Below are 19084 nucleotides of genomic sequence, written 5' to 3' on the forward strand. Positions count from 1 at the left end.
GACAATCATGCGTTCCTTCAAGCTATTGCCCGCAATCGCAGCACTGCTCGCGTCCACTGCAGCATTCGCGGATGACGTCAAGGTCGGCGTCGGCATCTCCGGATGGACCGGCTTCGCGCCGCTGACGCTCGCCAAGGAAGCCGGCATCTTCAAGAAGAACGGCCTCGACGTGACCTTGACGAAGATTCCGCAGAAGGACCGGCATCTGGCGATCGCCTCGGGCGACATCCAGTGCGCGGCCACGACGGTGGAGACCTGGATCTCCTGGAATGCCAATGGCGTCGCGACCAAGCAAATCTTCCAGCTCGACAAGAGCTATGGCGCCGACGGCATGGCCGTGCGCAACGACGTCGCCGCGATCAAGGATCTGAAGGGCAAGACCGTCGCGGCATCGGCGCCGGGCACCTCGCCCTATTTCGCGCTGGCCTGGATGCTGAAGAAGAACGGCCTCACGGTAAAGGACGTCACGGTGGTCAATCTGGAGCCGGCCGCGGCGGCGCAGGCTTTCGTCTCCGGCCAGAACGATGCCGCGATGACCTACGAGCCCTATCTGTCGACGGTGCGTGCCGCCCCCGACAAGGGCAAGATCATCGCCACCACGCTCGACTATCCGATCGTGATGGACACGTTCGGCTGCACGCCGAAATTCCTGACCGACAATCCGAAGGCAGCCCAGGCGCTGGCCGACAGCTATTTCGAGGCGCTCGACATGATCGCCAAGGATCAGGCCAAGGCCTATGAGATCATGGGCGCGGACGTAAAGCAGAGTGGCGAGCAGTTCGGCAACTCGGCAAAGTACCTGCGCTGGCAGGACAAAGCCGCCAACCAGAAATTCTTCGCCGGCGACTTCCTCAGCTTCAACAAGGACGCAGCAGAGCTCCTGCTCGAGGTCGGCATCATCAAGGCGGCGCCGAAGATCGAAGACATCTACGACGCGAGCTTCATCAAGTAACGCAGTCATCATTTCGGCCGGTCCTGCCTCGCGACAAGCCGGGCGGGACTGGCGCGTGAGATACGCCTGGATCAATTGATGCGTCCCCTCGAGCCCACAACATCGAAGCAGCGCGTGGCCTACGGCCTCGCTTTCTTCGTGCTGTTCGTCGCCCTCTGGTCCTGGGCGACGTTCGGCGGCCATGTGTCGAAGACATTCCTCGCCAACCCGCTCACCATGATGCAGGAAGGCTATGAGCTGCTCGCCAAGCAAGGTTTTCTGTTCGATATCGGCATGACGGTCTGGCGCGTCGTCGGCGGCTTTGCCCTCGCCGCCGTCATTGCAGTCCCGCTCGGTGTGCTGATGGGCGCTTACAAGCCGGTCGAGGCCTTCCTCGAACCCTTCGTGTCCTTTGCGCGCTATCTGCCGGCCTCCGCCTTCATCCCGCTGTTGATCCTGTGGGCCGGTATCGGCGAGCTGCAAAAACTACTCGTGATCTTCATCGGTGCGGTGTTCCAGATCATCCTGATGGTGGCCGTCACCGTCGGCGCCACACGGCGCGATCTGGTCGAGGCCGCCTACACGCTCGGCGCCCGCGACAGCGGCGTCATCCGCCGCGTGCTGCTGCCCTCTGCCGCGCCCGAGATTGCCGAGATCCTGCGGCTGGTGCTCGGCTGGGCCTGGACCTACGTCATCGTGGCCGAGCTGATCGGTTCATCGTCCGGCATCGGGCACATGATCACCGACAGCCAGGCGCTGCTCAACACCGGCCAGATCATCTTCGGCATCATCGTCATCGGGCTGATCGGCCTGATCTCCGATTTCCTGTTCAAGGCGTTCAACGCCTGGCTGTTTCCGTGGAAGCTCGCATGACCGCGCTCAGGATCGAACAGGTCTCGCGAACCTTTCCCGCCCGCGCCGGCCACGCGCCGACGAGAGCGCTCGAGCCGACCACGCTCGATGTCGGCGACAACGACTTCGTCACCATCCTTGGCCCGTCCGGCTGCGGAAAATCCACCCTGCTCCGGATCATCGCCGGGCTCGACCGGCCGACCAGCGGGCGGGTTACGCTCGACGGGCGCGAGGTCACCGGCCCCGGCGCCGATCGCGGCATGGTGTTTCAGTCCTACACGCTGTTTCCCTGGCTGACCGTGCGCGAGAACATCGCCTTCGGCCTGCGCGAGCGCGGCGTTCCGCAAGGAGAGCGTCATGACATCGCGGACGCCTTCATCCGCCGGGTCGGGCTATCGGGCTTCGAAAACCACTGGCCCAAGCAGCTGTCGGGCGGCATGCAGCAGCGCACCGCGATCGCCCGGGCGCTGGCCAATGATCCGAAGATCCTGCTGCTCGACGAGCCGTTCGGCGCGCTCGACAACCAGACGCGGGCATTGATGCAGGAGATGCTGCTCGGGATCTGGGAGCGCGACCAGAAGACGGTGCTGTTCGTCACCCACGACATCGAGGAAGCGATCTTCCTCGGCAGCCGCGTCATCGTCATGAGCGCGCGTCCCGGCCGCATCAAGGCCGAGATCGCGGTCGACTTGCCGCATCCGCGCTCCTACAAGATCAAGACCACGCCCGAATTCGTCGCTCTGAAGGAGCGGCTGGTCGAGGAGATCCGCACCGAGGCCCTGAAGGTCGCCGAACAGGCCTGATGATCCGCCACTCTGTCAGTGGCTGATCATCCAGGGACGCGCGGTCGGAAAACCCTTCGCGCCGCTCTTGGTCTTGGTCATCAGTCGCGCCGGCTTCTTCTTTCCCGAGGAAGAGCAGCAGCCGCAGCCCGGGCCATGCGCAGCCTTGTACTGGTCGAGCGTCTTCGGCGCGTGCCGGCTCTGCTCGTTGGTGGCATGCGCCTTGCGCTTGTCCGAGGGCATGCAGAAGAACGCCGGTGCGGTCAGGATCACGCGCGGCGACGTCGTCTCGCATTGTGGGCAGTCCTGCGGCAGGTCGCATTCCGCCATCGGCCGCATGTCGGTGAACGGGCCGCAGTCGTTGCAGAGATATTCGTAGATCGGCATTTCCCTAATCCTTGCGCAGTCGTGTGAAGCCCGGCGATGGGTGCGGGGCGGCCAAATACGCAGCCGTCCCGCACCCTTCGCGCAGGGATCGCCTAAAGGATCACTTGTCGGGCGAGATCGGCATCTGCACGTCGCCCTTGATGTGCTTGATCGGTCCCGCCGACGACGGCATCACGTCGAAGTCGAATATCTCCGTCGGCAGCCACAGCGTGGCGCAGGCGTTGGGCACGTCGACGACGCCGGAGATATGGCCCTGGCACGGCGCGGTGCCGAGGATCGAATAGGCCTGGGCGCCGGAGTAGCCGAACTTCTTCAGATACTCGATCGCGTTCAGGCAGGCCTGACGATAGGCGATGTGGACGTCGAGATAGTGCTGCTTGCCGGCCTCGTCGACCGAGATGCCCTCAAAGATCAGATAGTCCTTGTAGTTCGGCGTGATCGGCGACGGCTTGAACACGGGATTCTTGATGCCGTATTTCGAGACGCCGTCCTTGATGACGTCGACCTTGATGTGCAGCCAGCCTGCCATTTCGATGGCGCCGCAGAAGGTGATCTCGCCGTCGCCCTGGCTGAAATGCAGGTCGCCCATCGAGAGCCCGCCGCCCGGCACATAGACCGGGAAATAGATCTTCGAGCCGCGCGACAGATCCTTGATGTCGCAATTGCCGCCATGCTCGCGCGGCGGCACGGTGCGCGCGCCCTCGAGGCCGATCTTGGCCTTGACGTCGCCCTTGGCCTGGCCGGCATGCGCGGTCGGCGCGAACGGCGGATTGGCGAGGCCCGGCACACGGGTCGGGTTGGTCGCGATCAGCTCGGCTTCGCGCGCGTTCCAGGCCGCCAGCATCTTGGCATCGGGCAGACAGCCGATCAGGCCGGGATGAATCAGGCCGGCGAAGTTGACGCCGGGGACGTGGCGCGACGAGGTGTAGAGGCCCTTGATATCCCAGATCGACTTCTGCGCCAGCGGAAAATGGTCGGTAAGGAAGCCGCCGCCATTCTGCTTGGAGAAGAAACCGTTGAAGCCCCACAGGCTCTCCTTCAAGGGACCGACGTCGAGCAGGTCGACGACGAGGAGATCGCCGGGCTCGGCGCCCTTGACACCGATCGGGCCGGACAGGAAGTGCACGATCGACAGATCGATGTCGCGCACGTCATCGGCGGAATCGTTGTTCTTGATGAAGCCGCCGGTCCAGTCGACGGTCTCGATGATGAAGTCGTCGCCCGGGCTGACCCACTCGACGATCGGAACCTCCGGATGCCAGCGGTTGTGGATCTTGTCGTTTTCATAGGCCGACTTGCTGAGATCGACCTTGATCAGTGTATCTGGCATCGAGATGCTCCCCTTCGTTTACTGGTTAGACGGACAAGTATTTGGAGATCTGCGCGGCATCGACGCTGGCGCGCGGATCGTCGCGGACGATCTCGCCGTTCTCGATGACCAGCACGCGATCGGCGATATCGAGCGCGAAGCTCAAGACTTGCTCGGAGACGACGATCGACAGCCCGCGCTCGTCGCGGATCCGCTTCAACGTGCGTGCCATGTCCTTGATGATCGACGGCTGGATGCCTTCGGTCGGCTCGTCGAGCAGCAGCACCTTCGGCTTGGTCGCAAGCGCGCGGGCGATCGCGAGCTGTTGCTGCTGTCCGCCCGAAAGATTGCCGCCGCGGCGGCCTTTCATCTCGAGCAGAACCGGGAACAGCTCGTAGATATCGCCGGGCACCTCGGAACCGCCTGACACCACGAGCCCGGTCTCGATGTTCTCCTTCACCGTCATGGTGGAGAAGATCATGCGGCCCTGCGGCACGTAGGCGAGCCCCTTCGCCACCCGCTCGTAGCTCTTCATCGCGCCGAGCTCGGTGCCGTCCATGGTCACCTTGCCGCTCTTGGCCGGCAGGATGCCCATCAGGGACTTCATCAGCGTCGTCTTGCCCATCCCGTTGCGGCCCATGATCGCGACGATCTCGTTGGGTGCGACCGAGACGTTGAGGCCATGCAGCACCTCGCTCTGGCCATAGGCGACGTGAAGATCATTGATTGCCAGCATCGCTTCAAATCCTTAATGGCCGAGGTAAACTTCGATCACCTTCGGATCGTTCTTGACGTGCTCCATCGTGCCTTCGGACAATATCTGTCCCTGATGCAGCACCGTGACCTTGTGCGCGATGTCCTCGACGAACTTCATGTCGTGCTCGATCACCAGCACCGAGCGGTCCTTGATGATCCGGTTGAGCAGCTCGGCGGTCTTGGCGCGCTCGGACACGCTCATGCCGGCAACCGGCTCGTCGAGCATCAGGAGGTCTGGGTCCTGGATCAGCAGCATGCCGATCTCGAGCCATTGCTTCTGGCCATGGCTGAGCTGATCGGCATAGGTGTTGAGCCGGTCCTTCAGGAAGATCATCTCGGCGACCTCCTCGACCCGCTGCTTGACCGCGTCGTCGCGTTGGAAGGTCAGCGAGCCGAACACGGTGCGGCCGCGCGGAAAGGAAATCTCGAGATTCTCGAACACGGTGAGGTCCTCGAACACCGACGGCGTCTGGAACTTGCGTCCCACCCCGGCCTGCACGATCTCGTTCTCGCGCAGCCTCGTCAGCTCCTGGCCGCGGAACTGGATCGAGCCCGAGGTCGCCTTGGTCTTGCCGCAGATCAGGTCGAGCACGGTGGTCTTGCCGGCGCCGTTGGGGCCGATGATGACACGGATCTCGTTCTCCTCGACATAGAAGGAGAGATCGTTGACGGCCTTGAAGCCATCAAACGACACGGTGAGGCCGGAGACGGCGAGCAGGAAGTCCTTGGGCTGATGGCCAACGAGCATGATGATCCCTCCTCACTCGGCCGGTGCGCCGTCGGCGACGAGCCCCGCCGATTTTGATCGTCGCGATGCCAGCAGGCGGTCGATGCGCGGCTGGATATGATCGGCCCAAATGCCGGAGAGCCCGTTCGGGAAAGCCAGCACGACCGCGATGAACAGCGCGCCGAGGCCGAACAGCCAGAGCTGCGGGAAGGATTCCGAGAGGCTGGTCTTGGCGAAATTGACCAGCAGCGCGCCCCAGACCGCGCCGAAGATCGACATCCGGCCGCCGACCGCGGTGTAGATCACCATCTCGATCGACGGCACGATGCCGACGAAGGACGGCGACATGAAGCCGACCTCGAGCGTGAACATGGCGCCACCGATCGCGGCGAACACCGCCGCGGCACAGAACGCGAAGATCTTGAAGTTGGCGACGCTGTAACCGGAGAAGCGCACGCGATCCTCCTGCTCCCTCATCGCCACCAGGATGCGCCCGAGTTTTGTCAGCCGGATGAATTGCGCGGCGACGATGCATCCGAACAGCAGCACAACCTCGACGAAATACAGAATGAACTTGGCGTGATCGGTGCGGATGTCCCAGCCGTGCAGCGTGCGCAGGTCGGTAATGCCGTTGATGCCGCCGGTGTAGCCCTGCTGCCCCACGATCAGGATGGTGAGGATCGCAGCGATCGCCTGCGTGATGATCGCAAAGTACACGCCGCCGACCCGGCGCTTGAACATCGCGGCGCCGATGATCAGCGCGAAGAACGCGGGAACCAGCAGGATCGCCAGCAGCGTGACCGGGAAACTGTGAAACGGCTTCCAGAAGAAGGGCAGCGAGGTGAGCTGGTTCCAGTCCATGAAATCAGGGATGCCCGGCGTCGACTGGATCTTGGTGTTGGCAACCGACGATGCCTCGAGCTTGAGGTACATCGCCATGCAGTAGCCGCCGAGGCCGAAGAACACGCCCTGCCCCAGGCTGAGGATGCCGCCATAGCCCCAGCACAGCACGAGGCCGATGCCGACGAAGGCATAGGTCAGGTATTTGGCGACCAGGTTGAGGCGGAAGATATCCAGCGACAGCGGCAGGATGACAAGCAACAGCACCGCGAGTGCAAGGAAGCCGAGCAGTTCGGAGCGATTGAAAAAGCGCGAGTTGATGATCATGACCAGCCTGCTTGTTCTTATTTGCGGACCTTGAGCGCGAACAGCCCCTGCGGACGCACCATCAGGATCGCGACGATCGTGAGCAGCGTGATCACCTTGGCCATCGATCCCGACAGGAAGAACTCCAGCGTCGACTGGGTCTGCGAGATCGAGAACGCGGAGGCGATGGTGCCGAACAGCGAAGCTGCGCCGCCGAACACGACGACCAGGAAGGTGTCGACGATGTAGAGCTGGCCGGCGGTCGGCCCGGTCGAGCCGATCATGGTGAAGGCCGAGCCTGCAATGCCGGCGATGCCGCAGCCGAGCCCGAAGGTGTAGCGATCGACCTTCTCGGTGTTGATGCCGACGGCGCCCGCCATCACGCGGTTCTGCACCACCGCGCGCACCTGCTTGCCCCAGTTCGACCAGAACAGGATATAGAACACGACGATCGTGATCAGGATGGTCAGCCCCATCACGAACATGCCGTTGATCGGAATCTGGATCGAATCGGTCGCCTGCCAGGAGCCCATCATCCATTCCGGCAATTCCACGCCGACCTCGCGCGCGCCGAAGATCGAGCGATAGGCCTGCTGCAGAATCAGGCTGAGGCCCCAGGTCGCCAGCAGCGTATCGAGCGGACGCTTGTAGAGATGACGGATCAGCGCCCATTCGACCAGCATGCCGAGCGCGCCGGAGGCGATGAACGCCAGGATCATCGCAATGAAGAAGTAGCCGGGAAACAGCCAGGGCGCGACGTGCTGCACGGCGTTCGACGTCATCCAGGTGACGTAAGCGCCGAGGATCATGAACTCGCCATGCGCCATGTTGATGACGCCCATCTGGCCGAAGATGATGGCAAGCCCGAGCGCCATCAGCACGTAGACGGAGAACAGGATGAGCCCGGCAAATCCCTGCATCGCAAGGATGGCGCCGAGATCGCTGATCGAATAGTCGCCGAACATGATGTCCTCCAGTCCAAGGGGCACGCGCCGCGCGCAGCGGCGCCCGATCGGCGGCGTGGGCGGTGACGTCCACGCCGCGATGCGTTGAAGTGAGGTTGCGCCTTACGCGCTCAATCTCACTGGTAACCCTTGGGGAACGGATCCGGCTCGACGAGATCGGCGGTCTCGTAGATCAGTTCATACTGGCCATCGGCCTTGGCGCGACCGACGCGGGTCTTCGACCAGAGGTGATGGTTCTCGTGGATCCGGACGTAACCTTCCGGCGCGCCCTTGAACTCGACGCCGGGAGACGCCGCAGCGATCTTGTCGATGTCGAAGCTCTGCGCCTTCTCCACCGTCAGCTTCCACAGCCACGGGCCGAGATACGCGGCCTGCGTGACGTCGCCGATCACGGTCTTCTCGCCCCACATCTTCTTGAACGCGGGCACGAAGGCCTTGTTGTTCGGATTGTCGAGCGACTGGAAGTACTTCATGCAGGCATAGGCTCCCGCGATGTTCTCGCCGCCGATGCCGTCGATCTCGTCCTCGGTGACCGAGATCGTCAGCAGCGTCTGCTTCGACAGATCGATGCCCGCCGCCTTGAGCTGCTTGTAGAACGCGACGTTGGAGCCGCCGACGATGATCGCGTAGATCACGTCCGGCTTGGTCAGCTTGATCTTGTTGATCACCGAATTGAACTGGGTCGAGCCGAGCGGGAAGTATTCCTCGCCGACCACCTTGCAGCCCTGCAGATGGTTCTCGATGTGCTTGCGCGCGATCTTGTTCGAGGTGCGCGGCCAGATGTAGTCCGAGCCGAGCAGATAGAAGCTCTTGGCGCCCTTGGTCTTGTTGACCCAGTCGAGGCCGGCGATGATCTGCTGCGTCGCCTCCTGCCCGGTGTAGATCACGTTCTTGGACTGCTCGAGACCCTCATAGAAGGTCGGGTAGTACAGCATGCCGTTGTACTGCTCGAACACCGGCAGCACCGCCTTGCGCGAGGCCGAGGTCCAGCAGCCCATCACGGCGGCGCATTTGTCGTTGACCAGGAGCTTCTTGGCCTTTTCCGCGAAGGTCGGCCAGTCACTCGCGCCGTCTTCCTGGATGAACTTGATCTTGCGGCCGAGCACGCCGCCGGCGGCGTTGATCTGCTCGATCGCGAGCTTCTCGGCCTCGACCGACCCGGTCTCGGAGATCGCCATGGTGCCGGTCACGGAGTGCAGGATGCCGACCGTGACTTCGCTATCGGTGACTGCAAGACCGGTGGTGTTGACCGCGGAGGTTGCAGGAACGTCGGCGAATGCGGGACGGCCCAGCATCGAAACGGCCGGCAAAGCAGCCATTCCCATCAAGAGCTTGCGCCGGAGCGGAGACTTCAGGCCTGGTTTTGTTTCGTCTGACATGAGCACCCCATTGGTTCGAGAACGCTTATTGATCAGGCGAGGATTGCTCACTTTTGTGCAGCGCACTGATACGTGAGATCGCGTATACTGCACCGCAAAATAGCGACGTAGGTTTTTGGTACGGGATTTGCCCGCGATCAGCGCATCGTGGACCAGGAGTTCAAACGAGTGGCAGGGCGGCAGCGGATAGACCGCGTCAGGCGCCAATACAATCAATGGGTCGCCAACCAGACGCTGGAAGACTACGCGCTGCGCTTCACCGCCAAAAGCGCGCGGCGCTGGTCCGCCGCCCGTGTCGCCAACACCGCGCTCGGCGCGATCTCCTTCCTGGCGCTGGAGGCGATCGGCGGCACCATCACGCTGAACTACGGCGCGATGAACGCCTCGGCCGCGATCCTGGTCGTCAGCGTCATCATCTTCCTCTGCGGCCTGCCGATCGCCTACCACGCCGCGAAAAGCGGCATCGACATCGACCTGCTGACCCGGGGGGCCGGCTTCGGCTATATCGGCTCGACCATCACATCACTGATCTACGCCTCCTTCACCTTCATCTTCTTCGCGATCGAGGCCGTGATCCTGGCCAGCGCGCTCGACATGTGCTTCGGCATCCCGCGACCGATCGGCTATCTGATCAGCGCGGTCGTGATCATTCCACTCGTCGTCTACGGCATCACGCTGATTAGCCGCTTCCAGCTCTGGACCCAGCCGCTGTGGGTGGTCCTCCACATCATGCCGTTCGCGGCGATCGCCTGGGCCAATCCGCATTCGTTTACCGAGTGGCGCAAGTTCGCCGGCGAGCATGGCGATCCCGCAGGGAATCTCGACCTCCTGCTGTTCGGCACGGCGGCCTCGGTCGTGTTCGCGCTGGTGGCGCAGATCGGCGAGCAGGTCGACTTCCTGCGCTTCCTGCCGCGCGACCGCCGCACCTCGCGAAAGGCCTGGTGGATCGCGTTGCTCAGCGCCGGTCCGGGCTGGATCGTGCTCGGCGCGCTCAAGCTGCTGGCCGGCTCGTTCCTGGCCTTCTTCGCGCTCAGCCATGGCGTCTCGGCCGAGCACGCGGCGGAGCCGGCGAACATGTATCTCGAGGCGTTCCGCTACGTGCTGTCGCAGCCGGATCTCGCAATGGCGCTGACCGGGACGTTCGTGATCCTGTCGCAGGTCAAGATCAACGTCACCAATGCCTATGCCGGCTCGATCGCATGGTCGAACTTCTTCTCCCGCCTCACCCATTCGCATCCCGGCCGCGTGGTGTGGCTGGTGTTCAACGTCGTCGTCGCGCTGCTGCTGATGGAGATCGGCGTCTATAAGGCACTGGAGCAGACGCTGGCGCTCTACTCGAATGTCGCTATCGCCTGGGTCGGCGCGCTGGTCGCCGATCTCGTCATCAACAAGCCGCTCGGCCTGCGGCCCCAGCACATCGAATTCAAGCGCGCCCACCTCTGCGACATCAATCCGGTCGGCGTCGGCGCGATGACGATCGCAACCGTGGTCTCGATCAGCGCGTTCTACGGCCTGTTCGGTCCGACCGCGAAGGCGCTGTCCGCCTTCGTCGCACTTGCGGTCGCGTTCATCACGGCTCCCCTGATTGCCTGGGCGACCGACGGCAAGTATTACATCGCGCGCAAACCGAAGCGGAGCTGGCAGAACATCGAATCGATCCAGTGCTGCATCTGCGAGCATGCGTTCGAGCCCGAGGACATGGCGGCCTGCCCCGCTTATGCCGGCCCGATCTGCTCATTGTGCTGCTCGCTCGACGCCCGCTGCCACGATCTCTGCAAGCCGCATGGGCGGATCGGCGCGCAAGTCGCGGATGCACTGGGCAAGGTGATGCCGCAGCCGATCTACGCCCGCATCAACTCGCAGCTCGGCCATTACCTCGGCGTGTTCGCGGTCTCGGCCGGTCTCGTGGCGCTGGTGCTCGGCCTGATCTATCTGCAGACCACCGCGGCTGTGCATGCCAATGACCTATTGGCCGACGTGCTGTGGAAGGTGTTCTTTGCGCTGACCCTGATCATCGGCGTCGTCGCCTGGCTGTTCGTGCTGGCGCAACAGAGCCGCCGCGCCGCGGAGGACGAAACACGCCGGCAGACCACGCTGCTGATCCAGGAGATCGACGCCCACAAACGCACCGACGCCGAGCTGCAGCGCGCCAAGGAAGTCGCCGAGTCAGCCAATCTCGCCAAGAGCCGCTATGTCGTCGGCCTCAGCCACGAGCTCCGCTCGCCGCTGAATGCGATCTCCGGCTACGCGCAGCTATTGGAGCAGGACGACAGTCTCCATATACGGCCGCGCGAGCAGGTCCGCGTGGTCCGCCGCAGTGCCGATCATTTGTCCGGACTGATCGATGGCATTCTCGATATCTCCAAGATCGAGGCCGGCCGGCTCTATCTGTCGCGCGACGAGGTGCGGTTGAACGATTTCCTCGAGCAGCTGGTCGGCATGTTCCGCCTGCAAGCCGCGGCGAAGGGCATCGACTTCGTGTTCAGGCGGCCGGCGGTGTTGCCCGTCGTGGTCTATGCCGACGAGAAGCGGCTGCGGCAGATCCTGATCAACCTGCTCTCGAACGCGATCAAGTTCACGCAGACGGGCAACGTCCAGTTCATCGTGCATTACCGCAGCCCGGTCGCCGAGTTTGAGGTGATCGATACCGGGCCGGGCATCCAGCCCGACGACCTCGAGCGGATCTTCGCGCCCTTCGAGCGCGGTGCGCTCGGCGTCACCCAGCCGCAGACCGGCACCGGGCTCGGCCTCACCATCAGCCGCCTGCTCGCGGGTGTGATGGGCGGCGACATCAAGGTCCTGAGCACGGTCGGCACCGGCAGCACGTTCCGCGTCAAGCTGCTGCTGTCCGAGGTCACCAATCCGCGCCGCGACGCGCCGGTCGACGCTCCCGTGTACGGCTATCACGGCCCTCGCAAGACTATCCTGATCACCGACGATGACCCGACCCACCGCGACCTCCTGCGTGAGATTCTGGCGCCGCTCGGCTTCATCCTGCTCAGCGCACCGGACGGACCGGGCTGCCTCGCCCTCGCGCAGCATTGCCGGCCGGACATGTTCCTGCTCGATATCTCGATGGCAGGCATGGACGGCTGGACGGTCGCCGAAACCCTGCGCTCCGAAGGCCATCACCAGGCGCGAATCCTGATGATCTCTGCGAGCGCATTGGAAGCTCACGGCGCGCCGCTGGCGCAACCGTTCCACGACGGCTATTTGATGAAGCCGATCGACATTCCGCGGCTGCTCGAGACCATCCGGCAGCTGCTCAAGATCGAGTGGCAGTATGAGGTCGAGCAAACTCCGGCTCCGCAGTGGAAACCTGACACCGGCTCACGCCCGCCGGTGAAACATGTCGAGGAGCTGATCAGCCTCGGCCAGCTCGGCTATATCAGGGCGATCCAGCTCAAGCTCGACGAGATCGGCAACGAGCATCCCGAACATGCCGATTTCGTCGGCCAGATGCGCACTCTGATCGACCGGTTCGATCTCGATCAATATATGGCGACGTTGAAGACATTGCACAGCTATGACCATTGAACAGAGAAAGCGCGACGTAGCGCTCGTCGTCGACGACTCGCCGGAGACGTTGCGCCTCTTGACCGATGCGCTCGACGGCGCCGGCATGACCGTGATGGTCGCGCTCGACGGCGCCTCCGCGATGCGCATCGTCGACCAGATCACCCCCGACATCGTGCTGCTCGACGCCGTGATGCCCGGCATGGACGGGTTCGAGACCTGCAAGCGGCTGAAGCGCGATGCCGGGCTCGACGGCGTGCCGATCATCTTCATGACGGGGCTGGCCGAAACCGAGCACATCGTCCGTGGGCTGGAGGCCGGCGGCGTCGACTATGTCACGAAGCCGATCGTGGTCGAGGAGATGCTGGCGCGGATCCGGGTCCACCTCGCCAATGCGCGGATGACGCAGAGCGCCCGCGCCGCGCTCGACGTCTCCGGCCGCTATCTGCTCGCGGTCAACAGTGCGGGCGCGCTGCTATGGGCGACGCCGCAGGCACAGCGACTGCTGTCCGATACGCTCGCCGACGCGGCCGATAATTTCGTGCTGCCGGAGCCGATGCCGCAATGGCTCGAGCAGGCGCAGAAGGGCAAGGCGGGACCGAAGACCGCGACGGTGGCGTCATTCCCCGGCAACGAGCAGCTTCGCCTGCAATTCATGGGCAAGCTCGGGCCCGACGAATTCCTGCTGCGGCTGGCCAAGGACACCAGCGCCGACATGCCGGCCGAGTTCTCCAGCGAGCTCGGCCTGACCACCCGCGAGGGCGAGGTGCTGTCCTGGCTCTCCAAGGGCAAGACCAATCGCGACATCGCGCAGATCCTGGGCCTCAGCCCGCGCACCGTCGACAAGCATCTCGAGCAGATCTACGCCAAGCTCGGCGTCGAGAATCGCACCGCCGCCGCCGCGATCGCGGTCAACGCCAGGCACCGCAAGTCGTAGTCTGCCAGCTCCACCGCCGGCGCGCATCCGAAAATGGCCAATCGCCTCCGACCGTGACAGGATGCGCCGGATCGCTCATTCCTGTGGAGAATAGCCATGGATCGTCTGGCAGCGATGGAGACGTTCGTGCGGGTGGTCGAGACCGGCTCGTTCTCCGGCGCGGCGCGGCAGCTCCGGGTCGGCCAGCCGGCGGTCTCGAAATCGGTTGCGCAGCTCGAGGAGATTCTCGGGGTCAAGCTGCTGACACGCTCGACCCGCGGACTCACCCCGACTGAAGCAGGGCTCGGCTATCTCGAGCGCGCCAGGCGCGCGCTTGAAGAGGCGGCCGAGGCCGAGATCGCGGCGCGCGGCGCCGGCGCCGGCCTCAAGGGACGATTGCGGATCTGCGCCGCCGTCACCTTCGCCCGCATCCACCTCATTCCGATGTTGCCGAAGTTTCTCGCCCAGCACCCGGAGCTGGAGCTCGAGGTCGTGCTCGACGACCGCCAGATCGATCTCGTGCAGGAAGGCATCGACGTCGCCCTGCGGATGGGCAAGATGACGGATTCGACGCTGACCGCGCGCCGTGTCGCGCGATGCAAGCGCCTGGTGCTGGGCACGCCGGCCTATTTCGACCGCGCCGGTACGCCGGCCACGCCGAGCGAACTGAGCCGGCATCAGGCCGTCGTCTATCTCCGCGAGGGCAGCGTGTGGTCCTTTCAACGCGAGAGCACCGAGCTCGCCGTCACGGTGCGGAGCCGGTTGCGGGTGAGCGCAGCCGAAGGCGTCCGCGCTGCGGTGCTCGCCGATTCCGGGCTCGCGATCGCGTCGGAGTGGATGTTCACCCCCGAGCTCAGGACGGGCACCGTCCGTGCGGTGTTGCCGGAGTGGAGCCTTCCCGCGCTCGATCTCTGGACCGTGCTTCCGACCGGGCGCGCCGCAACCGCCAAGGCCCGCGCATTCGCTGACTTCTTCGAGCGCAGCTTTAATGCGTGATGCGTCAGCGCTTATTCCGGATAGGAATAAGCGTTAGTCCAACGGCAGCGCTACCCGGCGCGGCCATCTCCTTTAGCTTCCTGCGTGTGATTTCAACAACGGACGGCGCCGCCGTCCACCACGCAGAAACCAAGGAGAACCGCCATGTCGCTGCAAGCCAAGCTCGACGCTTTCAAGGCCGATTTCGAAGCCGGAAAGCCGCCCTACAACGTTCCGCCGGCCGTGATCGAGACCATGCACCGCGCCACCGCGGAGCTGATCGCATCCGGTGCTGCCCAGCGCGCCAAAAAGGCGGGCGATATCGCCCCCGCCTTCTCGCTCCGCGATCCCGACGGCAACATCGTCAACTCGGCCGATTTATTGAAGCGCGGCCCGCTGGTGCTCAGCTTCTACCGCGGCGTCTGGTGCCCGTATTGCAACATGGAGCTGCAGGCACTGGAAGCCGCCAAGCCGGAATTTGACAGATATGGCGCTTCGCTGATCGCGATCTCGCCGCAGACCGCGCCGAACAGCCGCAAATCGGTGCGCCAGAACAAGCTCTCCTTCCCGATCCTGTCCGACGTGAAGGGTCAGGTCGGCGACGCCTTCGGACTGCGCTTCCATCTGCCCGACTATCTGGTCGAGCTTTACAAGCAGCTGAAGAACGATCTGCCGACCTTCAACGACGATCCGAGCTGGACGTTGCCGATGCCGGCCCGCTACGTGATCGGACGGGACGGCATGATCCTCTACTCCGAGGTCAACCCCGACTACACCCGCCGCCCGGAGCCCGAGGACATGATCGCAATTCTCCAGCAGGCCGCCGCCGTGAAGGCATGACAGCGCGCCGAGCGGCCGGTGGCGATCAACCACCGGCCGCTTTCCTTTCGCAGGTTATTCCGGCGCAGCCGGCAAACTCCCATCCGGATCGGCGGGTGCGCCAAGTCCGGCCAATGCATCCTCGCCGGAGTGCTGCGCCTTTCGCCAGTGCGCCGGCGTCACGCCGATATGGCTCTTGAAGGCGCGCTGAAAGGCGGCTTCGGACTGGTAGCCGGCCATCTCCGCAACGGCGCCGGTCGAAAGCGATGATCTCTTCAACTCGTTCGCCGCAAGCATCATCCTGATATCGGTGAGCAGATCGCTGGGCGACCGCCCGAGCTTCTCCTGGAACTGCCGTGCCAGCGTGGCGCGCGACATGTTGCAAAGACGCGCAAGCTCCGGCAGCGACCATGCGCGCGCAGGCTGGTTGAACATGGCCGCTACCGCCGGCGCAAGGCGGGGATCGCCGACCAGCGCGAGCAGACCGCGAGAGCTGTCATCGGTCTCGCTCGCGAGCCGCAGCACAAGCGCAAACATCGCCGTGGACAGCGCGTCCAGCATGGCGCGGCCGCCCAGATGATCGTCGGCCGTTTCGCTGCGCATCAGCGACACCAGTCCGGCGAGTTGCGCCGCTGTCCCCTTTCCCGTCCGCGCGCCGGCATGCACGACAAGACGCGGCGGGAGATAGGTGCGCAACAGACGGTCGTGCGGCGGCGCGATCGCGAAGTGCCCACACAACAGGTCAAGCCGCTCGTCCGACCCGAGGTTTTCGCTGATCGTGAAATTCTGTGCCGCCCGGTTGCGCGGCGGTAGCGGTGCCGCCCCGCTGCCGTCATGCATCACGTGTCGCGGGTTGCCGGGCAGCAGAAGGATGTCACCGGTCTTCAGCAGCAAAGGCCGGCCGCCCGCGGGATCGTCCAGGATCGCCGAGCCGGCAAGCACCGCATGATAGGGGATCTCGTTGGTCACGCCCGGACCCTGCTCGATGCGCCAGGGCACGCTGTAGCTGCAGCGAATATCGAGCCGCCCGCGCACCGGCATCATCTCGAATAGCCGGCTGAGCCAATCCATGGCCAATCCCCCCGAGGCAGTTCATGAGACGATTGAGCATATAATCGAGCAATATGAACATTCAATGTCTCAAATCTCAATCCTATTGTCACTCCGCAATCGTTCACCACCCCAAACAAGGAGTGCCACCATGTCCCGTCTTTCAGTCCCCAATCTCGAAACCGACACCGGCCCGTCGGGCCAGGTCTACGCCCAGATCAAGAAGGCGGCCGGCAGCGTCCCGAACGCCTATGCGGCGATCGCCGCCCACGGCCCCGCGGCGCTCAAGTCGATGCTTGCCGCCGATGCCGTGCTCGCCGGCGGCAGTCTGTCCAAGCGCGATCGGGAGATCATCAAGCTCGTGATCAGCGCCGCCGGCGGCTGCGACTACTGTGTCGCCGCACATTCTCATCTCGCCAAGCTCGCCGGCGTGAAGGCCGACGCACTGAAGCAGATCCGCGACGGCGCGCTGACCGGTGATGCCAAGCAAGACACGCTGATCCATTTCGTCCGCAAGCTCGCGCAGTCGAGCGGCACGGTCAGCGCCGAGGACTTCGCCGCGATCAAGGCCGCCGGCTACAGCGACGCGCAGCTGGTCGAGATCAGCCTGGCGTTCGCAACCATCGTCTTCACCAACGTTTTCAATCGTATCAACGACACCGACATCGACTTCCCTGCCGTCGCGTGAAGCGACCGAAGTCAGTCGATTGGAAGGATCACGACCATGACTGCGCTTTCCAACACCGTTCAGTTGTCCGACACGACGCAAAATCCGATCGTCCGCGCGCTTCATCGATCCGGGCTGCTCGCCGACGATCTTGACTACCACGTCGTCAGGGCCGCGATGGTGATCATGTTCCTGTTCTTCGGCTACCAGAAATGGTTTCCGTACGAATTCGAACGGCTGGTCCCGTTCATCAGCAACGGGCCGCTGATCTGGTGGCTCTATCCGGCCTTTGGTCATGCCGGCGCCAGCTACTTCCTCGGCGCGTCGGAATGGACGTTCGGATCGCTGCTGCTGGCAGGATTCTGGGACAAGCGGCTCGGCGTGCTCGGTGCCCTCGGCTCGACCGGCACCTTCATCGCGACCGTAACTATCATCCCGTTCATGCCTGACGGCTGGGACGTTGCGGCCGGAGGCTTCCCGGCAATGACCGGCAACGTGCCCTTCCTGATGAAGGACGTCGTCCTGCTTGCCGTCTCGCTCTACCTTCTGAGGCAGGACGTGGTTCGCCTGATCAGGAAATAGATGGCATCCCTTGACGGCCATGGATCGCCGGCGAACCTCACGGTCGCCGGCGATCGCGCGTTGATCGAAGACAGGACAGACGAGGAACCGACGGGCTCAGCGAGATATTGCGGCGCAAGCGCGCTCGGTCCCGCCTTCGACATCACGCCATAACTCATTGCTGAACTTGCAGAATGCGTTGAAGTCACCGATCCGTCCCGGTTCGCGATCGAACCAGCGGCGCCGTCGTTCGAGTTGCGACGCCATGCATGAATGATCCGGAGCTCTCCGGTCATGAACATAGTTCCGCCGCGCGGTATGCGGTAAAAGCGTGGCGCCGGTGTTGCTCTGGGGTGAGTTGATGAAGAAGGACGACGTCACGTGTCCGCGCTGCGGGGCTGGTTTCCGGCGCCTTGAGCTGTCATCCGGATCGGGAAGCACGGGCGAGTATCGTTGCCCTGTCTGCGAGACTACGCTCGAGCAGTTCGATGGTGACAAGCTCGTGGCCTACCGCCTGACGATCCAACCCTCGATTCGCGGATTAAAGACCGGATAGTCCCCGCTGCGTGGACCGCCGACGCAATCCCTCGATCACGATCCCCGCTTCAGGACATAGCTGTCCATGATCCAGCCGTGCTCTTCACGCGCATTCCGGCGCGCGGCGACGATGCGAGGGCCCACCTCGGCTAACTCGCCCGCCATGAGGATCTGGTCGGGCATACCGAGATATGCGCCCCACCAGATCTTCATGCCCGCAGGATCCAGCGTCTGGAAGGCAGCGTCGCCATCGAGCATCACGACGATGGTGTCGACGCCGGAGGGCCAGCCGGCCTCACGCAACCGCCGGCCTGTCGTGACCAGGAACGGCTCGCCGATCTCATTGAGCGGCAGCGCATGCGCCGCGCACAGCGCTTGGATCGACGTGATGCCCGGGATCACCTCGATCGACGGCAGCGGATCGAGCCGCCGCGCGATCCGCAGACTCGAGTCGAAGAGCGACGGGTCGCCCCAGATCAGCAGGGCCACGCGCCCCTCGCCGCCAAGATGGCGTCCGATTTCCTTTGACCAGGTTGCGGCGACGGCGTCATGCCAATCGTCGACGCCCTTGCGATAGTTCTCTTCACCGGCATCACGCACCGGCAGGTCGAACTCGGCAATGCGCGTGCGCTCGTTGCTCAGCGACCCTGCGCAGATCGTTCGGCGCAAGTCGGCGAGGTCCGACTTCGCGGTGCCCTTCCGCGGGATCAGGACCAGATCGGCGGCATTGATGGCAGCGATCGCAGCAAGGGTGAGCTGCTTGGGATCGCCGCAACCGATGCCGATCAGGGACAACGTCAACATGGCCA

General features: G+C 63.9%; 18 protein-coding genes. 9 read left to right on the forward strand and 9 right to left on the reverse strand.

Translation table 11 applies throughout. The features are described 5' to 3' along the window. The first annotated feature begins 7 nt into the window (after positions 1-7). From XH92_RS29200 to XH92_RS29210, 3 genes are all read left to right on the forward strand, one after another. Positions 8-952 (forward strand): ABC transporter substrate-binding protein, encoded by a 945-nt coding sequence (locus XH92_RS29200; RefSeq protein WP_194455208.1) that lies wholly within the window; start codon positions 8-10, stop codon positions 950-952. 78 nt (positions 953-1030) lie between these two features. After that, positions 1031-1804, forward strand: coding sequence for an ABC transporter permease (locus XH92_RS29205; RefSeq protein WP_194455209.1), 774 nt, complete (start codon positions 1031-1033; stop codon positions 1802-1804). Beyond that, a complete protein-coding gene (locus XH92_RS29210; RefSeq protein ID WP_194455210.1) occupies positions 1801-2586 on the forward strand; it encodes an ABC transporter ATP-binding protein in 786 nt (261 codons plus the stop codon). Before XH92_RS29205 ends, XH92_RS29210 begins: the two co-directional genes overlap by 4 nt. Positions 2587-2601: 15 nt before the next feature. On the opposite strand, the gene XH92_RS29215 is transcribed toward XH92_RS29210, so the two are convergent. From XH92_RS29215 to urtA, 7 genes are all read right to left on the reverse strand, one after another. After that, on the reverse strand, positions 2602-2952 hold the full coding sequence (locus XH92_RS29215; protein ID WP_050627942.1) for a zinc ribbon domain-containing protein: 351 nt from the start codon (positions 2950-2952) through the stop codon (positions 2602-2604). Between the two features lie 100 nt (positions 2953-3052). Continuing rightward, complete coding sequence (gene fmdA / locus XH92_RS29220; RefSeq protein WP_050400074.1) at positions 3053-4282, reverse strand: formamidase; 1230 nt, start codon at positions 4280-4282, stop codon at positions 3053-3055. A gap of 25 nt (positions 4283-4307) precedes the next feature. Beyond that, positions 4308-4997 (reverse strand): urea ABC transporter ATP-binding subunit UrtE, encoded by a 690-nt coding sequence (urtE, locus tag XH92_RS29225; protein ID WP_050400072.1) that lies wholly within the window; start codon positions 4995-4997, stop codon positions 4308-4310. Positions 4998-5009: 12 nt separating this feature from the next. Then, positions 5010-5765, reverse strand: coding sequence for an urea ABC transporter ATP-binding protein UrtD (urtD, locus tag XH92_RS29230; protein WP_194455211.1), 756 nt, complete (start codon positions 5763-5765; stop codon positions 5010-5012). Positions 5766-5777: 12 nt separating this feature from the next. Continuing rightward, on the reverse strand, positions 5778-6911 hold the full coding sequence (gene urtC / locus XH92_RS29235) for an urea ABC transporter permease subunit UrtC (RefSeq protein ID WP_194455212.1): 1134 nt from the start codon (positions 6909-6911) through the stop codon (positions 5778-5780). A 17-nt stretch (positions 6912-6928) separates the two neighbouring features. Continuing rightward, the gene (gene urtB, locus XH92_RS29240) at positions 6929-7855 is read right to left on the reverse strand and encodes an urea ABC transporter permease subunit UrtB (RefSeq protein ID WP_194455213.1); all 927 of its coding nucleotides are present in this window, start codon (positions 7853-7855) and stop codon (positions 6929-6931) included. Positions 7856-7971: 116 nt separating this feature from the next. After that, the gene (gene urtA / locus XH92_RS29245) at positions 7972-9234 is read right to left on the reverse strand and encodes an urea ABC transporter substrate-binding protein (protein ID WP_028331438.1); all 1263 of its coding nucleotides are present in this window, start codon (positions 9232-9234) and stop codon (positions 7972-7974) included. A gap of 168 nt (positions 9235-9402) precedes the next feature. On the opposite strand from urtA, the gene XH92_RS29250 reads away from it, so the two are divergent. From XH92_RS29250 to XH92_RS29265, 4 genes are all read left to right on the forward strand, one after another. Beyond that, complete coding sequence (locus XH92_RS29250; RefSeq protein WP_194455214.1) at positions 9403-12771, forward strand: hybrid sensor histidine kinase/response regulator; 3369 nt, start codon at positions 9403-9405, stop codon at positions 12769-12771. Next, positions 12761-13687, forward strand: a complete 927-nt coding sequence (locus XH92_RS29255) for a response regulator transcription factor (RefSeq protein ID WP_194455215.1) — start codon at positions 12761-12763, stop codon at positions 13685-13687. Before XH92_RS29250 ends, XH92_RS29255 begins: the two co-directional genes overlap by 11 nt. Positions 13688-13783: 96 nt before the next feature. Beyond that, positions 13784-14662, forward strand: coding sequence for a LysR family transcriptional regulator (locus XH92_RS29260; protein ID WP_194455216.1), 879 nt, complete (start codon positions 13784-13786; stop codon positions 14660-14662). A gap of 144 nt (positions 14663-14806) precedes the next feature. After that, on the forward strand, positions 14807-15481 hold the full coding sequence (locus XH92_RS29265; RefSeq protein ID WP_194455217.1) for a peroxiredoxin-like family protein: 675 nt from the start codon (positions 14807-14809) through the stop codon (positions 15479-15481). 54 nt (positions 15482-15535) lie between these two features. Here XH92_RS29265 and XH92_RS29270 read toward each other — a convergent pair whose 3' ends face one another. After that, entirely contained in the window at positions 15536-16531 is a 996-nt protein-coding gene (locus tag XH92_RS29270) for an AraC family transcriptional regulator (protein WP_194455218.1), read from the reverse strand. 130 nt (positions 16532-16661) lie between these two features. On the opposite strand from XH92_RS29270, the gene XH92_RS29275 reads away from it, so the two are divergent. Together XH92_RS29275 and XH92_RS29280 are read left to right on the forward strand one after the other, a co-directional pair. Continuing rightward, positions 16662-17198: a carboxymuconolactone decarboxylase family protein gene (locus XH92_RS29275; protein WP_194455219.1), complete on the forward strand. Its 537-nt coding sequence runs from the start codon at positions 16662-16664 to the stop codon at positions 17196-17198. Positions 17199-17234: 36 nt separating this feature from the next. Continuing rightward, positions 17235-17759: a YkgB family protein gene (locus XH92_RS29280; RefSeq protein WP_194455220.1), complete on the forward strand. Its 525-nt coding sequence runs from the start codon at positions 17235-17237 to the stop codon at positions 17757-17759. 570 nt (positions 17760-18329) lie between these two features. On the opposite strand, the gene cobF is transcribed toward XH92_RS29280, so the two are convergent. Then, on the reverse strand, positions 18330-19079 hold the full coding sequence (cobF, locus tag XH92_RS29285) for a precorrin-6A synthase (deacetylating) (protein WP_194461469.1): 750 nt from the start codon (positions 19077-19079) through the stop codon (positions 18330-18332). Positions 19080-19084 lie beyond the last annotated feature (5 nt).

It is taken from the genome of Bradyrhizobium sp. CCBAU 53421 (assembly GCF_015291625.1).
GTDB lineage: Bacteria > Pseudomonadota > Alphaproteobacteria > Rhizobiales > Xanthobacteraceae > Bradyrhizobium.